This is a genomic window from Nitrosomonas sp. Nm166, assembly GCF_900112825.1.
In the GTDB taxonomy this organism is placed as follows: Bacteria; Pseudomonadota; Gammaproteobacteria; order Burkholderiales; family Nitrosomonadaceae; genus Nitrosomonas.
The window spans coordinates 67,492-82,887 of record NZ_FONE01000010.1 but is presented as its reverse complement, the minus strand read 5'-3'; the positions used below and the strand labels follow the sequence as shown (position 1 = coordinate 82,887).

The following is a 15,396-nucleotide window of genomic DNA, read 5'->3' as shown; positions in this document are numbered from 1 at the left end:
ACGATACGACAAACTGAAGCGAAATTTTGAGAGTATGGTAGCCATAGCGTGTGGATATCTGTGGCTACCTATGTGAAATGTCAACAGACCCTAGTAATACCGGTTTGACACCACAACATTTCTGCCAATCACTTGCTATACGCGACGCTGCCAAGCTCAGAACCCGGGAAGCAAGATTGGCTACCTTGACCGTGGGTAAAATCAAAAAGCGACTGTTACCTACTACCTTGGTCAATTCTGCCTGACGTGTCGTGTCGTCCCACCCAATCCACTTGTCGCGTGCTGCTAGCCGCCATGCCGCTGCACTAAAACTCAGTGCGCCTAGCATTCCCAAATCACTGGCTACTAGGTAGCGTATCTGTGCACCACACAAAGGACCCGCTCCCAGCGGATGGTGGGTCTGTAACATTGTCCACCAATATTTAGATAGCTCTGCCTGTCGACTGTCCACCGGCACTAACCATACTGGACCCAACTCAGAAAGCGTCATCTCGACTATGGGCCAAGATTCGTTCAAACCATCAACCTGCGTTTGACGCGTAAACGATATACAACGCGCTGGTGGTAATTCAAGTATCTCACACCGCGCAAGCTTTAGCAGCGCTACACGACAACTCATCTCCCTTAATCGCCCATCTGGACCACGCCAATTCATCCACTCGCAGACCTCGCGCGATAATTTTGTTCGTGTTACAGAAGGATCTCCTCGCACTCTCTCTCGAATACGCTCTATGATGTCATCAGAAAATTCACGTCCAGCAATTTGCATGCCCCAATCATAGGGCTAATTGCTTACTGTGTTCAGCGTAAAATGTGGGACATGATCAGGGCGTAGCCGGGGAATTACCTTATTTATTCACGTGTATTGAGCATGATGAACCAGATGCTTTGAACTCAAGACGAGCATTACTTTGAGGACCTGTGCTCATAAAAAGAATTATTCTTTACTTTCGAAGAATTTTTTAGCCGAGTGCCATTGAGTAAAATGCTTTTGCCCAATGCATTAGCAATCGTTCTGTGATGAAAACGAGAAACAGTATTTTCATCCAATTTCCAGAACCCTCCCTGTTCAGCAAGATATCTATCCTGAATGGGCACTGTTTTACAATCTCCAAGAACTGCTATAAGCAGCAACAACAAGCTTTGATAAAGCCTCGAACAAGTACTTCCTTATCTTACATAGGAATGGTTTAGTTTTTGTGATGTTTATCTTGCTTTGCTTTCAGGCGTTTACTCCTATGGATTGCTCACTAAATCAAATATACATAGGTTAATATGAATAAGAACTGAACAAAACAAGGAGTGATTACGAAATTGTTTTTACTGCTCCATCGCGTTGAGTGGCACCAAAAACTGGACAGATCGCTCTAAACTTTCATTTTCATTCCTACTATTTCTCATGCTGACTGATCGCTGCTACATGCAATATAACCATCATCTTGTACTATAATTCCGCACTACTTATCGTTTGATACCGATTCCCTATTAAAATTTATTCCATGGATACCACAAACATCAAAAGCTATATGCAGTCCCTCGGCCAAGAAGCGCGCACAGCATCGCGTCGAGTAGCAAAAGCAGATACTGCGATCAAAAATCATGCCTTGACTGCGATGGCAAATGCCATCCGACGGGATGAGCAATTATTATTGGCAGCCAATGCTAAAGATCTGGACGCTGCGCGTAGCAAAGGCTTGGTGGCTTCAATGGTTGACCGTCTTGCGCTGTCAGCAAAGGGTGTGGCAACAATGGCGGAAGGTTTGTTACAGATTGCCGCATTGGCTGACCCGGTGGGTGAGATCAACGGATTAAATTACCGTCCATCCGGCATTCAGGTAGGAAAAATGCGCGTGCCGTTAGGCGTGATCGGCATCATTTATGAAGCACGCCCAAATGTGACGGCCGATGCCGCGGGGCTGTGCCTGAAAGCGGGTAATGCAGCCATTTTGCGCGGCGGCTCGGAAGCTATTCACAGCAATCAGGCGATTGCCGCTTGCGTACAAGAAGGTTTGCGGCTAGCCGGCTTGCCCGAAACAGCAGTGCAGGTGATTGAAACCACCGACCGCGCAGCGGTAGGTGAACTGATCACGATGAAGGATTTTGTCGACGTGATTGTCCCACGCGGCGGCAAGGGACTGATCGAACGTATTGCCAATGAAGCGCGTATCCCCGTCATCAAGCATTTGGACGGCGTTTGCCACGTGTATATCGACGATCAGGCCGATTTTGACAAAGCTGTCCGGATTGCAGACAATGCCAAAACCCAGCGTTATGGCACGTGTAACACAATGGAAACACTGCTGATTCACGAAGGCATTGCACAGCGAATACTGCCTGTACTGAGCAAAATCTATTTTAATAAAAGTGTTGAATTACGCGGGGATGCGGCAGCTCGTAGCATCATTTCACAGATAAAAGAAGCCACCGAGCAGGATTGGTACGAGGAGTATCTGGCACCGATTTTGAGCATCCGCATTGTCACGGGATTGGATCAGGCAATTGATCACATTACGCGTTATGGCTCTCAGCATACTGATGCGATTGTTACTGAAAATTATACGCGCGCACGCCGTTTCCTGCGTGAGGTAGATTCCAGTTCGGTAATGGTCAATACCAGCACCCGTTTTGCCGATGGATTTGAATACGGGCTGGGTGCTGAAATCGGCATCTCAACCGATAAAATCCATGCGCGCGGCCCGGTAGGTCTGGAGGGATTGACCAGTCAGAAATTTATCGTGCTGGGTGATGGTCAGTTAAGGCAATGACCTTACCCAACATTCACTGTAACCATAAGCGATATGCTACGCGATGCGTTGAAAGGATACGTTATGACACAAATTGTCGAAGTAAAAATTCCCGATATCGGTGATTTTAAGGATGTTCCAGTCATCGAAATACTTGTCGCCGTTGGCGATGCAGTGGAAAAAGAAGCTTCGCTGATCACGTTGGAAACTGACAAGGCCTCGATGGAAGTGCCTTCCCCTCAAGCTGGCGTGGTACAAGAAATCAAAGTCAAAATAGGTGACAGAGTATCAGAAGGCTCATCTATTCTGACCTTATCGGTTACTGAGCAATCCACCGGCTCGACAAGTTCAGAAACAACAACTATATCCAGCGAAAAACCAACCCCTGCACCTGCTGCTACCCCAGTACCAACTGCAGCACCCACGCAATCCGCTCCGCCGGCAGATATTCGTGCCGATGTCGTAGTGCTCGGCGCCGGCCCCGGCGGGTACACTGCCGCTTTCCGCGCCGCCGATCTCGGTAAAAAGGTGATTCTGATTGAGCGTTATCCCACGCTAGGTGGCGTATGCCTGAATGTTGGCTGTATTCCATCGAAAGCCCTGCTCCATGCAGCCAAGATAATCACGGAAGCTGAAGAGATGGAAGCGCAAGGCATCGTTTTTGGCAAGCCCAAGGTCGATATTGATAAACTGCGCACCTGGAAAGAATCAGTCATCAGCAAGTTGACCAAAGGGCTAAAAGTGCTGACAAAACACCGCCAGGTGGAAGTCATCCATGGAACTGGAAAATTTACCACCCCGCACCTGATTCAAGTTGAAACTACTGAGGGACAAAAAACGGTTTCTTTTGATCATTGCGTCATCGCTGCTGGTTCCAGGGCTGCGCGTATTCCCGGCTTTCCGCATGATGATCCGCGCCTGATTGATTCCACCGGAGCGCTGCAACTGACTGATGTGCCGCAGCGTATGTTGATTATTGGCGGCGGTATTATCGGTCTGGAAATGGCCACAATTTATTCCGCGCTGGGAAGCAAAATCAGCGTAGTGGAATGGATGGATCAATTAGTCCCGGGCGCTGATCCCGATCTGATCAAGCCCTTGCATCGGCGCATTCAGAAACGCTACGAAGCGATTTATCTCAAAACCAGAGTAGCCCAAATAGAGGCTGGTGAATCCGGCCTAACCGTTACCTTTGAAGGTGAAAATGCGCCGCAGCCACAAACTTACGATCGGATATTAATGGCTGTCGGACGTCGTCCGAATGGACATTCTATTGGTGCCGAAGACATTGGTATTGAAGTCGATGAACGCGGATTTATTCCGGTTGACCAGCAAATGCGCACCAATCTGTCGCATATTTTTGCAATCGGTGATATCGCCGGAGAGCCGATGCTGGCCCATAAAGCTACTTATGAAGGCAAACTGGCAGCTGAAGTTATTGCTGGGCATAAAGCTGTCTTCGATGCGCGCACGATTCCTTCTGTCGCTTATACTGACCCTGAAATCGCCTGGATGGGTCTGACCGAAAAAGAAGCTATGCAACAAGGTATCGCTTATGAGAAAGCCAGCTTTCCGTGGGCTGCCAGTGGCCGGGCCATCTCTATGGCACGCGAGGAAGGATTGACGCAATTGCTACTGGATAAAAATACGCGCCGCATACTGGGCGCTGGCATGGTGGGTATCAACGCCGGCGAGTTGATCGCAGAAACAGTGCTGGCTTTAGAGATGGGTGCGGATATGCAAGATATTAGTCTGACCATCCATCCACATCCCACCCTTTCGGAAACCGTTTTGTTTGCCGCAGAAATGGCTGAAGGAACTATTACCGATCTTTTTTTACCTAAGAAATAGCAATAACTTACAAAATTACTATTCACTTTTCGCAAAATTTACCATGGCCTCAAAAAAGACCTATGTGCTTTCATTCGTATGGCTGATAACCTTGGGTGGTTTGATTGATGATTCATTGGCAACTCATATTTCAAAACCTGTTCTGATCGATTCCAAAACACAATATGTTGTTGGAGACACAGTCATCCTGCATGGCTGGGTAGACTATAACGCACAGCCAGCTCCTGATGTCTTGCTCAATTTCAGGCTGACTCGCCCTGATGGCACCACAGCCGTTGATCAATTTTATACAAGCGACCAGGAAGGTCGTTTTGAATTTAAATTTGATACCAGAAATGAAGCACCAGGCACCTATCAAATGACCATCACGTCACATTGCCTGGAAACACACCGGTATGCTTGCGCCTATAAAAATCAAACACTAGCCATTCATTTAAACAATCCATAAAAAATATTTTACCTGATGCAATTGCTGAATCACTTGCATGGATGGACGCTCAAGGCCATACCCATACCGCTGACCAATGCGTTGATAATATTTACTCACCATTCGTCAGTAATAGTATCTTCTTAAAGAATTAGTAAAAATATTTATGAGAATTAACCACTTAATTTTTACTAAAACTTGCTGCAACCACTTGCTCGTCATTCTCATATTTATTATGTTATCAGCCTGTAATCCACGAGAAGATGAATTATCAGAACGCGAAGCACGCATCAGCGCCAGAGAATCGGAATTGGTCACCTTATTTGCTGAACTGGTTGAGCAAAGGAAATTATTGGAAAAGAATCAATCTGATAAGTTCTCTCATATCAGAGAGGATCTGGTCACGGATAAAAGCGATCCTAGTAATTCTTGTTCATGTAACACGCAGGATACCGAAATATCTCAGAAAGAAGCGTCTACTACTATTAAAGCAGAGCCACCTCCTAGTATTGAGAGCCGGACGATATTAGGAGGGTTGGAGTATGTCTATCTTGATCCACCTGGTATGGAATTTAGCGCACGGATTGATACCGGCGCACAAACCTCCTCATTGAATGCCTTGGATATCGTTGAATTTGAGCGAGATGGGAAGCCTTTTGTAAGATTTCATATGCTCCATCCTCAAACAGGAGAAAGGCTGGAGCTGACCCGACGCTTGCGACGCCATGTACGTGTCAAAGAACGTGGTGATAAGGAATCACAGCGACGTCCCGTTGTCAGAATGCGTGTCATACTGGCTAACATTGATGAGCAAATCAATTTTACGCTCGTAGATCGAGGCAGACTTAAGCATCAAGTTCTGATAGGGCGCAATTTATTACGAGATCTGGCCATCGTCGATGTCAGCAAGAAATTTACAACGGTTAAGACTGATAGTTCTGAAACGAATAGCACAAAATAATGCATGCCCAAACTTAGACTTTATACTCTTGTCATTCTGTTGATGGGGCTTGGAATAGGCCTGATTTTATACAAGCACTTTGCATTGGGTTTTCCCTTATCACCGGATGACAAGAAATCAGTTTGGACCATTGAAGCGAAGATTGATTTTATCGCGCGCGGTGATCCCATTATCGTTTCATTTGCACTACCCTCGGAAACTTCGAATATTGTTTTTATCGAAGAAGACTTCGCTTCACCCGATTACGGGTTTAGTGAATTAGCTTCCCCAACAGGGCGTCGCGCGCAGTGGAGCAAAAGAATTGCATCGGGCCCACAGACAGCATATTACCGCCTGAGTCTGTATGAAACTGACCAGATCAATCCTCTCCCCGTTGCAGATCTTCCACCGGAACCAGAGAAGCCTGAATTTGATGAAGTCCACAAAACAGCAGCCACCACCATATTGGATCAAGCACGTAGCAAATCCGCCAATACGGAAATCTTTACCCGTGAATTGATCAGTATATTAAATTCCAATGCGCCTAATCAGAATCGGAGCTTATTACTCAATGAACAATCCAATGAAGATTACAAAACCTATCTAATTATTAACTTACTGGCACTGGAAGGCATCAGTGCACGCATCGTCCGCGGACTGTATCTGGAAGATGGGCGGCGCAGACAATCACTTGCTAATTTTGTGGAAGTCTATATCGGCAACGAATGGCTGCTATTCAACCAGAATACCGGAGAAAGCGGAAAACCCAGGAATTTTCTGATTTGGCAGCGCGGAGACCAATCTTTACTCGATGTGGTCGGCGGCAAAAATTCGCAAATATCCTTTTCTATCATTAGAAATGTTCACTCAACCAGAAATCTGGTGGTACGTGACAGTATCAACAGACAAGCCGGCATCATAGATTTTTCTATTTATAGTCTGCCGATTGAGCAACAAAATGCATTTAAAATGATCCTGTTATTGCCCATCGGTGCACTGATTGTGGTGATTATGCGTCTGCTGATCGGTATACGAACCTCCGGTACTTTTATGCCGATTCTGATTGCATTAGCATTGATACAAACTACGCTGCTCACCGGTATCATCATCTTCCTGATTGTAGTTGGAACAGGCTTATTGATTCGAGCCTATTTGTCGCGCCTGCATCTATTGTTTGTGGCGCGCATTTCCGCCGTAATCATTGTGGTGATCGCGATTATGGCAAGTATCAGCATCATCAGCAATAAACTCGGGCTTAGCCAAGCCATGACAGTTACTTTCTTTCCCATGATCATCTTGTCTTGGACCATTGAACGGATGTCTGTGCTGTGGGAGGAAGATGGCCCCAGAGAAGTTTTTATTCAAGGTAGCGGCAGTTTGTTGACAGCGGTGATCGCTTATTTGTTTATGACTAATCGGACGATTGAATATTTAACTTTTAATTTCCCGGAATTGATGCTGGTGAATCTGGCGCTCATCCTGATCCTTGGACAATATACTGGTTATCGGTTATCTGAACTGTACCGTTTTCATTCCCTGGAAAGACGCAATGTTTCTGGCAAGCGCTAAAAAACTCAGAAGTTTTGGCATCATCGGAATGAATCAAAGAAACTTTGGTTTGATCTCCCGCTATAACCCGCGCCATTTATACCCGCTCGTCGATGACAAATTAAAAACCAAATTGTTGGCGCAAGAAGCCGGCATCACGGTGCCCAAACTGCTCGGCACCGTGCAATATCAGCATGATGTCAAATTGCTCCAGGAAATACTTCATTCATACGATCAGTTTGTCATAAAGCCAGTTAAAGGCAGCGGCGGCAAAGGCATCCTGGTGATTACCAGGCATGATTATAATTTTTACTTCAAGCCCAGCGGTGATGCAATACAATTGATAGATATTAAACGGCATGTTTCTAATATTCTGAGCGGTCTTCATAGCTTGGGCGGCAAACCTGATACTGTGATGATTGAGTCACTGATACAACTTGACCCGGTCTTTTCTGACTACAGTTATGAAGGCATTCCTGACATACGTATTATTGTATTTCGCGGCTACCCCATTATGGCAATGCTACGACTCACAACTCATGCTTCCGATGGCAAAGCTAATCTGCATCAGGGTGCAGTAGGTGTTGGCATTGACATGGGAACAGGCAACGCATTATACGCGGTACAATATGGCGAATCCGTTTCACACCACCCAGATACCCGCAAGGCTCTCTCAGATTTAGTCATTCCTCACTGGGACAAATTATTACAATTGGCAGCCGCCTGTTATGAGATGACCGGCTTGGGGTATTTAGGTGCGGATCTTGTGCTGGACAGAGATCAAGGCCCCATGATTATTGAACTCAATGCCCGTCCCGGCCTTTCCATTCAGGTAGCTAACTATGCCGGCTTGGCGCCTCGTGTTGCCATCATTGAAGCAATCAAAACGATTGAACCGGATCCTCAATTACGCGCTGCCTTTAGCAAAAAACAATTCTCAGTCGATTCAAATATTCATCCACCGCGCCTGCTGCGTACCCGACGTGAAGATCCTAGAGCGTGAGTTATTGAGTAACCGGCAATGTCAACATATTAATCGCCCGTATTCACAACCACCCTATTGCGCCCTCTCTGTTTAGCCTGATAAAGCGCCTTGTCTGTGGCTTCGCTTAATCGGGCTGCATCTGGAAAATGCGCAAGATCTGCGATCCCGGCGCTAAAATTTACCGAAAATTCTTCGTAATAGCTCAGATGCAATAGACGGGAAAAAACATTGCGTATCTCATCAATCACTTTGGCAGCTGACACCGCATCTGTGTCATTCATAATCACAGCGAATTCTTCTCCGCCATAACGCCCGATAACATCCGTTTCTCGCAGGCGCTGTTTGAGCAGCCGCGCCAAGCTCTTAATGACGCGATCTCCTGCGGCATGACCATAAGCATCATTAATTTTCTTAAAGAAATCGATATTCAATATAGCAAAAGATAATGATGAATTCAGCCGACTGGAACGGGCTATTTCCCGCACCAATTCTTCTTTTATTGCGGTATGGTTAAGCAGACCGGTCAACCCGTCACGATACATTAAAGAACGTAAAGAGCGGGCTCGCGTCACACGCGATGTCACCGCTGCAACTAAATGTATAGAATCGGTGAGTTCAATCAGAAAATCATCGCCACACAAACTCATCGCTTCAGATTGCGTGTTAAAGTCATTCTTAGTAGCGAGATAAACAATAGGAATGCTGAGAAAGCTATCTATCTGGCGGATAACCCGCGTCAGCTCAATACCGTTGCATTCTGGCATATACAAATCCATCAGAATTAAGTCAGGATTAAAGTCATTCAGTATTTCCACTAACTTCATTGGTTCTGAAACTGTTTTTACAAGTATTTCTGCTTGCTCTAATATTGCTGTGTAGTAAGCAAGTATCGTTGAACTATTACTCACGATCAGTACCCGAAAAGGTTCCTGAATTTGCGATGCAGTAATTTGATCAAGCCGATCGATTAATTCTGTAGAATTAAGGGGTTTTATGAAATAAGCAATACTGCCCGCACGCACCGCCCCCAGCCGGAAACTTATCTCGTCATGAACGGAAATAAAAATCACCCGTGCTGGCCGGGCTAACTTTCGCTGAATTTCTTCCATTACATGAATGCCACCCATCTTGTCGTCAGTAAATTCAACTCCCATTAAGATAATGGCATCAGGTTTATGCTGAACAGCGGTGCGAAACCTATCTAAATTATCTGAATGATTGAACACCTCCACCTCATAACCATAATAGCGCAGCTGTAACGCAAGCTCCTGAGCAGCCTCGATATCCTCTTCCACAACAAATATCAAATTTGATGCATGAGTACTCGGTAGCAACACACTTCTACCTGGAGCTACCGGAGTAGTATCTTTTGTCAAGTCAGATTCCTGCTCAACCGAGATTTTCTTCAGTTCACAAATTTGCTGTGGAATTCCAGCTGACTGCACCGCATCCAGCAAGACATTTTTCTGCATCAGACTCTTGAGGACTTGCTCCAATCCACGTACCTCAACGCTTAATTCTGGATAACCCAATGCCTCGCCATTACTGATTAAATTATGCACGGAGCAATGTAACGCCTGTAGCGTTTTCATGTCCCTTTCAATTTGCAGCTTATTCCATAGCGCTTCAATTTCGTCTATTCTAGCCGGTAACTCCTGTACAAATGAGCGTGACAATAAGCGCATTCTTTCCTGAAATATTTTGTGCTCTTTAGTATCCATGATAATGTACCAGTTTTGTTCGATCCCATCAGTTAATCACATGAGATTGAGCGGTTTCGTGAAAACAACTTTGCTTGCAAATTCACGTATTATGCAATTCATCCGTAGCAAGCAACCGAAGATATCAATAGAATTAAATATTTTCTTTTATCCTATCCATTGTATATACAAGAAAACAGGTCAATCTCACGATTTAACACCTAAAAATCGACCATTTAATCTATTTACTTTTGCATTCTCTAATCCTGTCTTCAAACTTTGACGCAAAAATTATCCATATATTTTGAGTAATTGTGGTGCCTCAATCCCATTATTTGCTTATTATTTCATCTTCATATTCAAACTCATTAAGCCATGTTACGCAAAATAGCTATTCAGATTTTGGCTGGCCTGATTGCAATTCTACTTGGCATTTTTGCTATCGGCGCCCTATTGACTGGACCAGCACCTAGTGCAGTTAGCACATTATCAGTAGATCTTCCGGTGGAATCTATAGAGATTCCTGTAACCGATGACTCTACAGTGCATGGCTGGCTGTGTTACGGAGAACCTGGTGGTGGTGCCGTGCTATTGGTACATTCCATACGTAGCAATCGGCTTGAGATGCTGAGTCGGGCCAGGGTTTTGAAAGACCAGGGTTATAGCGTTTTATTCTTTGATCTCTATGCACATGGCGAAAGTACCGGAGAAGAAATCACCTTTGGGTTACGGGAATCCGAAGGTGTGGCAGCCGCTGTTACTTTTCTTCGAAAAACTTTTCCGAATGAGCCAATTGGCGCTATTGGCGCTTCTCTCGGCGCTGCAGCCATCGTCCTTGCCAAACAGGATTTAAAACTGGATGCAGTTATCCTCGAATCATTGCATCCGACTATTGAAGAAGCTATTGATAATCGCTTGAAACTTCATTTTGGAAATTATGGATCAATGCTATTGCCAGTTATGCTCGCACAATTATCCTTTTACCTAGATACTGACATGAATAAATTGAGTCCGATCACCCAAATCAACGATCTTAATTCACCGGTATTGTTTATTTCTGGCACACGCGATGGTCACACTACCCAATCAGAAACCGAGCGTCTATATGCTGCAGCCAGAACTCCTAAGGAAATATGGATTGTACCTGGTGCCGGACATTTCAATATGCATGGCTATGCAGGCAGAGAGTATGAGCGGCGTATCATCGATTTTCTGTCCAGGTATCTGCGCCGAATGGATGACTGATCATGATGCGTAATCGATCAGAATCATTGACGATACATAAGACGTGATAAAGTGATTTCTCTATCTTAAATTCGCACTTTTCAGCTGACAGAACAACATCAAGGAATTCATCATGGATCGTTACCAGAATATTCTGCTCGCTATCGACTTCACCGAAGATGGCCAGTATGTCGCTCAACGTGCCAAACAATTAGCAGATCAATTTAATGCTCACCTCCACATTATACATGTGCTAGATAATATTCCCATGCCCGACACACCGTATGGCATGGTAATTCCCTTGGATCAAGATTCGTCGTATGACTTGCTGGAAGCCGAGAAAAAAAAATTAAAACAGATCGGTGATCAACTGGACATTGCGCCGACCCGCCGTTGGATGATTTGGGGTGAACCTCAACAGGAAATTGCACGGTTCGCTGCACAAAAACAAATTGATCTGATTGTGGTGGGTTCACACGGACGACATGGACTTGCCGCACTCATGGGGTCAACGGCCAAGGGAATTTTGTATCGCGCAGATTGCGATGTGCTGGCTATCCATTTAAAAGAAAGCGATCAGTACTCGCTTGGAAAATATCAGATTATTTCCAGAATTCCCACCACGCCTTAGCGCCTACTTCTGGCAATTCCTCAAGAAAGTGGCTATCAGGAAAATTGATTCGCATGACGCGCTTGGCATCGTCCCGCAAATCATACATATCCAGGGCTTCATAAGCTTTAATCATGATATAGAGCGCTTCTTCAGTTGCAGGCGTACGCGGATATTCTGTTACTGCGTTCTGAGCTCGATTAGCTGCAGCCACATAAGCTTTGCGCTTCATATAGTAACGCGCAATATGAATTTCGCTCATAGCTATCGCATTGATCAAATAGGCCATTCGCTGCCGGGCATCTGCTGCATATTTACTTTCCGGAAAACGCGTTATCAATTCCTTGAAATTTTCGAATGATTCCCGCGATGTCTTTGAATCACGCTCGCTCATATCCTGCTTGATCGGACCTTTCATCAGGAAACCCATCATTCCCCAGTTATCATTAAAACTTGCTAATCCTTTGATATAATAGGCATAGTCTACATTGACATGATTGGGATGCAATTTAATAAAGCGGTCTGCTGCAGTGATGGCAGAAGCTGGTTCTTCGTTTTTATAATGTGCGTAAGCAGTTTCAAGCTGTGCCTGCTGGGCAATCCGACCATAAGGATAGCGTGCTTCCAACGACTCATACAGTTTGATGGCTGCCGTATAATTGCCGTCATTCAATTTCTCTTTTGCTTCTGTATAGAATTTATTTGCAGACCAATCTTGCTGATCCTCCTGACGTTCCGGCAATAAACCACATGCTGATAACCATAACATCAGGATTAAAGCTAAACTACGTAACATGACGAATTCCGTAAAAAACAAAGATGCGCACGTGGATTATAACGTAAAGTCACCGCCGCTAGTACGCAACGAAGATGCGCGTATTGTCATTGACTTAACAATTCCCTCAGATTATTCGGGTTTGCGCTTGGATCAAGCTTTAGCAAAACTCCTGCCTGAGTGGTCACGCAGTCGCTTACAATCCTGGATTATTGAAAACCGGGTGATGCTGAATGGTCAGGTTCCCACCGTGAAACAGAAAGTATGGGGTAATGAGCATATCCAGATCTCACCGCAGAATACTATTACTGAATCAGTGCATGCAGCTGAGGATATCCATCTGGACATCCTGTATGAAGATAATGTGCTCATCATCATTAATAAACCTGTCGGTCTGGTCACTCACCCGGGCAGTGGTAACTGGCAGGGTACTTTGCTCAATGCTTTGCTGCATCATGCGCCGCATCTAGAAAATGTACCGCGCGCCGGCATCGTTCATCGTCTGGACAAAGATACCAGTGGCTTACTGGTCGTTGCCAAAACCGTAGAAGCACAAACAAATCTTGTGAGGCAACTACAGCAACGTACCGTGAAGCGTGATTATCTCGCTTTAGTGCTGGGAGAAATCGAACAAAGCGGCAGCGTCGATGCACCCATAGGGCGACACCCGATCCATCGCACGAAAATGACCGTTACAGCAAAAGGCAAACCCGCTCAGACTCACTATCAGGTGATCGAAAATTTTGAGGGTTGTACACTGTTACAATGTAGCCTGGAAACAGGCCGCACACATCAAATACGGGTGCATATGAGTTCCATTAGACATCCCTTGGTAGGCGATCCTGTTTATGGTGGCAAGCCCAAAAATACCCGACAAATCATTGGACAAGTACTGACCAATTTTCCAAGGCAGGCATTGCATGCGCAGAAACTTGCACTGACTCATCCGCAAACTCAGGAAATCCTGTCATGGGAAGCTGGTGTGCCAGACGATATTCGTCATCTATTGCAAGCATTGCGACAACTCTGCAAATAAAAAAATGCGCCCGCAAGCGCATTTTTTTATATTGTATTAAGTTCATATCAGATAACTAAGCTCAGAAGGGTAGAATCGCATCCAGTGAAAATATAATCTGATCCTTATTGCCCCCGAAAGGCCGGTAAGCGGCAGCCTGCAGTGATTCATGCAGCGCGTCTACCCGGTCATAACGAATATTGGGACGTATATTCAATTGCCTCAACCCTTGCCAGCCCACGTTCAATGTCTTGGCTGCTTTCCAGTTAGCACCGATGGTCACTGCATAATAGTCAGCAGGTGTACTGGTGCCGAGTAAACCAACATTACTCGCGTAACTGACTCCTAGATGATTAGTTGCTGCAGTTACCCTGCCCGGTGCGAAAACCCGGAAACCGTCACGATCGCGGAACCACTCAGCACGAACACCGACCGACACATCAGGTGTCAAGTCGTAGTAAAAATGAGAATTAACGCCATACCATTCTGCATCTTTGATCACACCAGAATAAACATTATTGAATAATATGACATTATCTGCAAAGCCATGATCATGTTGCAATATTAAATGCGTTTTGTCGGTAAATTTATGCTTTAAAACTAAACTGTACATACCCCAGAAACTGCTATTACGTGTAGAAGTTGTACTACCGGTACCACTGACATTGAAAGAAGTATTATGGTCATCACTGGTCCAGGTAACACCACCGATCCCGCCCCAATTCTCCATTTGCTTGTCAAAATTTCCATCCCAGCCTCCCGTTCCGCTACCGCCGATTGCGCCGGCCATGGCAGTAAAATTCTTGGAAATTGTATAGTTACTCAATACACCGGTATGGGTAAAAGGTTCACCATACTGCATGGTATAAGCATGGGTATAGAAGAAATTGTTAGGTGCTGGAACCGATTCATGGCCAATGGGAGTATAAAAGTGACCTACTTTGACATTTAATCCATTGCCAACCGGCGCATAAATTTCTGCAAAGGCCTGCGGAATTGCGATGCCATAAGTGCGGCTGGAATTACAGCATATCTCAAGATCCCAGTTACCCCGATCAGCCAGGGGTCGGCCATTATTCACATCAAACGCAGGATTACCGTAAGCCTGAGTAAAAATGGCATCGGTACCAAACAGAAAATCAGCACGAAAACCGATATCCCAACCCTTACCTTCCGTTTTCACCCCACGTTCCAGAAAGAAATTCAACTGATTCAATTGAAACCGATTCGCCTGATCAGCAAAAGTAACCGGCCCCATGAATCCATGGGTTTGACTTGGGTTATAGGTTGCACCACCATGAACCCAACCACCAAATCTGATGCCGCTATTTTTAATGGCATCCATAAAAGGGTTACCGCTTTGATCGCTACTGCTCATCACGCTATTCGCATGAACACCCGATGAACCCATACCGAACAGCAGCAATCCTCCCGCTACGGCATGGATCACCTGGTTCTTGTAGATCGTTTTAGCTTTATACTCCATTACTTTCCTCCCTCAAAAGATTGTGAAAAAGATACAAATACTAAAAACCACCAAAAACCCTAATATCCATATGGAAAGAACTCTAACACTG

At 45.3% G+C, this 15,396-nt stretch carries 13 protein-coding genes; 9 read left to right on the top strand and 4 right to left on the bottom strand.

Annotation, left to right across the window (positions count from 1 at the left end; translation table 11 throughout):
- Positions 1-64: 64 nt before the first annotated feature.
- Positions 65-769, bottom strand: coding sequence for a Druantia anti-phage system protein DruA (locus BM021_RS04730; protein WP_090719405.1), 705 nt, complete (start codon positions 767-769; stop codon positions 65-67).
- 730 nt (positions 770-1,499) lie between these two features.
- On the opposite strand from BM021_RS04730, the gene BM021_RS04725 reads away from it, so the two are divergent.
- The 6 genes from BM021_RS04725 (at position 1,500) to BM021_RS04700 (ending at position 8,513) form a co-directional block, all read left to right on the top strand.
- Positions 1,500-2,765, top strand: coding sequence for a glutamate-5-semialdehyde dehydrogenase (locus BM021_RS04725; RefSeq protein ID WP_090719402.1), 1,266 nt, complete (start codon positions 1,500-1,502; stop codon positions 2,763-2,765).
- 63 nt (positions 2,766-2,828) lie between these two features.
- Complete coding sequence (gene lpdA, locus BM021_RS04720; RefSeq protein WP_090719400.1) at positions 2,829-4,595, top strand: dihydrolipoyl dehydrogenase; 1,767 nt, start codon at positions 2,829-2,831, stop codon at positions 4,593-4,595.
- A gap of 43 nt (positions 4,596-4,638) precedes the next feature.
- On the top strand, positions 4,639-5,043 hold the full coding sequence (locus tag BM021_RS04715; RefSeq protein ID WP_090719398.1) for a hypothetical protein: 405 nt from the start codon (positions 4,639-4,641) through the stop codon (positions 5,041-5,043).
- 214 nt (positions 5,044-5,257) lie between these two features.
- Positions 5,258-5,983: an ATP-dependent zinc protease family protein gene (locus tag BM021_RS04710; RefSeq protein WP_256207769.1), complete on the top strand. Its 726-nt coding sequence runs from the start codon at positions 5,258-5,260 to the stop codon at positions 5,981-5,983.
- Positions 5,984-5,986: 3 nt separating this feature from the next.
- Positions 5,987-7,531, top strand: coding sequence for an inactive transglutaminase family protein (locus BM021_RS04705; protein ID WP_090719394.1), 1,545 nt, complete (start codon positions 5,987-5,989; stop codon positions 7,529-7,531).
- A complete protein-coding gene (locus BM021_RS04700; protein ID WP_090719392.1) occupies positions 7,512-8,513 on the top strand; it encodes an alpha-L-glutamate ligase-like protein in 1,002 nt (333 codons plus the stop codon). Before BM021_RS04705 ends, BM021_RS04700 begins: the two co-directional genes overlap by 20 nt.
- A 29-nt stretch (positions 8,514-8,542) precedes the next feature.
- On the opposite strand, the gene BM021_RS04695 is transcribed toward BM021_RS04700, so the two are convergent.
- Entirely contained in the window at positions 8,543-10,216 is a 1,674-nt protein-coding gene (locus BM021_RS04695) for a diguanylate cyclase (protein ID WP_090719390.1), read from the bottom strand.
- Positions 10,217-10,570: 354 nt separating this feature from the next.
- On the opposite strand from BM021_RS04695, the gene BM021_RS04690 reads away from it, so the two are divergent.
- Positions 10,571-11,440, top strand: coding sequence for an alpha/beta hydrolase (locus BM021_RS04690; protein ID WP_090719388.1), 870 nt, complete (start codon positions 10,571-10,573; stop codon positions 11,438-11,440).
- A gap of 112 nt (positions 11,441-11,552) precedes the next feature.
- Positions 11,553-12,050: a universal stress protein gene (locus tag BM021_RS04685; RefSeq protein WP_090719386.1), complete on the top strand. Its 498-nt coding sequence runs from the start codon at positions 11,553-11,555 to the stop codon at positions 12,048-12,050.
- Here BM021_RS04685 and BM021_RS04680 read toward each other — a convergent pair.
- A complete protein-coding gene (locus BM021_RS04680) occupies positions 12,022-12,825 on the bottom strand; it encodes an outer membrane protein assembly factor BamD (protein ID WP_090719384.1) in 804 nt (267 codons plus the stop codon). The genes BM021_RS04685 and BM021_RS04680 overlap by 29 nt on opposite strands.
- Here BM021_RS04680 and rluD point away from each other — a divergent pair.
- Positions 12,824-13,840 carry a 23S rRNA pseudouridine(1911/1915/1917) synthase RluD gene (rluD, locus tag BM021_RS04675; RefSeq protein WP_090719382.1) on the top strand — a complete coding sequence of 339 codons (1,017 nt, stop codon included), beginning with the start codon at positions 12,824-12,826 and terminating at the stop codon, positions 13,838-13,840. The two genes, BM021_RS04680 and rluD, sit on opposite strands and share 2 nt — an antisense overlap.
- A gap of 61 nt (positions 13,841-13,901) precedes the next feature.
- Here the strand turns inward: rluD and BM021_RS04670 are convergent, their stop codons facing one another.
- Complete coding sequence (locus tag BM021_RS04670; RefSeq protein ID WP_090719380.1) at positions 13,902-15,305, bottom strand: porin; 1,404 nt, start codon at positions 15,303-15,305, stop codon at positions 13,902-13,904.
- Positions 15,306-15,396 lie beyond the last annotated feature (91 nt).

Excerpts from the sequence above, each read along its gene's own strand:
- BM021_RS04730 (WP_090719405.1), bottom strand. The coding sequence starts at position 769 with ATGCAAATTGCTGGACGTGAATTTTCTGATGACATCATAGAGCGTATT.
- BM021_RS04725 (WP_090719402.1), top strand. The coding sequence starts at position 1,500 with ATGGATACCACAAACATCAAAAGCTATATGCAGTCCCTCGGCCAAGAA.
- lpdA (WP_090719400.1), top strand. The coding sequence starts at position 2,829 with ATGACACAAATTGTCGAAGTAAAAATTCCCGATATCGGTGATTTTAAG.
- BM021_RS04715 (WP_090719398.1), top strand. The coding sequence starts at position 4,639 with ATGGCCTCAAAAAAGACCTATGTGCTTTCATTCGTATGGCTGATAACC.
- BM021_RS04710 (WP_256207769.1), top strand. The coding sequence starts at position 5,258 with ATGTTATCAGCCTGTAATCCACGAGAAGATGAATTATCAGAACGCGAA.
- BM021_RS04705 (WP_090719394.1), top strand. The coding sequence starts at position 5,987 with ATGCCCAAACTTAGACTTTATACTCTTGTCATTCTGTTGATGGGGCTT.
- BM021_RS04700 (WP_090719392.1), top strand. The coding sequence starts at position 7,512 with ATGTTTCTGGCAAGCGCTAAAAAACTCAGAAGTTTTGGCATCATCGGA.
- BM021_RS04695 (WP_090719390.1), bottom strand. The coding sequence starts at position 10,216 with ATGGATACTAAAGAGCACAAAATATTTCAGGAAAGAATGCGCTTATTG.
- BM021_RS04690 (WP_090719388.1), top strand. The coding sequence starts at position 10,571 with ATGTTACGCAAAATAGCTATTCAGATTTTGGCTGGCCTGATTGCAATT.
- BM021_RS04685 (WP_090719386.1), top strand. The coding sequence starts at position 11,553 with ATGGATCGTTACCAGAATATTCTGCTCGCTATCGACTTCACCGAAGAT.
- rluD (WP_090719382.1), top strand. The coding sequence starts at position 12,824 with ATGACGAATTCCGTAAAAAACAAAGATGCGCACGTGGATTATAACGTA.
- BM021_RS04680 (WP_090719384.1), bottom strand. The coding sequence starts at position 12,825 with ATGTTACGTAGTTTAGCTTTAATCCTGATGTTATGGTTATCAGCATGT.
- BM021_RS04670 (WP_090719380.1), bottom strand. The coding sequence starts at position 15,305 with ATGGAGTATAAAGCTAAAACGATCTACAAGAACCAGGTGATCCATGCC.